This window comes from Alcanivorax sp. 24, assembly GCF_004360225.1.
GTDB classification, from domain to species: domain Bacteria; phylum Pseudomonadota; class Gammaproteobacteria; order Pseudomonadales; family Alcanivoracaceae; genus Alloalcanivorax; species Alloalcanivorax xiamenensis.
Genome location: NZ_SNUA01000066.1, coordinates 1 through 517, shown reverse-complemented (window position 1 = coordinate 517; position 517 = coordinate 1). Strand labels below are relative to the sequence as shown.

Here is a 517-nt window from a genome sequence, read left to right as displayed (position 1 = left end):
AATGTAGAGCGGGCATTTGAAAGTACATGAGGTTTAAATAATAAAACTGAAAAGTGTTGTTTCTGCGATACTTTCTTCACCATTTGCGCGAGTAAAAACTGCTTATTTGGTAGCTTAGTATCTGCATCATGTAACATGGAGTAGCTAAACGCTGAGATTTGCTGGCGATCTTTTAATAACAGTACGGAACATATCGCCAATGATGTGATAAGTAAGATAGTGTTATGAACACCATGGTAACCAATGCCAAAGCCATTCCAGATAAATAGACTCAGCACTTGAATAACAATAGTTAAAAGCATAAAAACACGCAGGTGAGTACGGTTGTTTTTACGCTTAATCAAACTATAAAAGATTACAGAAGCAAAGCACAAAAAGCCCAAACAGCTGACTATAAAAAGCCACTGACGATTAAACTGAGGCAATAGTGATGACAACACGGCTGCGCTGAGTAAACAAACCATCATAGCTTGCCAAGCCTTTTTAAACGTAACTGTATAGGTATGGATCGCTAGAA

Annotated in this window: 1 protein-coding gene; it reads right to left on the bottom strand. The window is 37.7% G+C overall.

Annotated elements, in window-relative coordinates:
- On the bottom strand, positions 1–517 hold a 517-nt coding region (locus tag E0L37_RS21620; RefSeq protein WP_166643121.1), incomplete at both ends, for a hypothetical protein.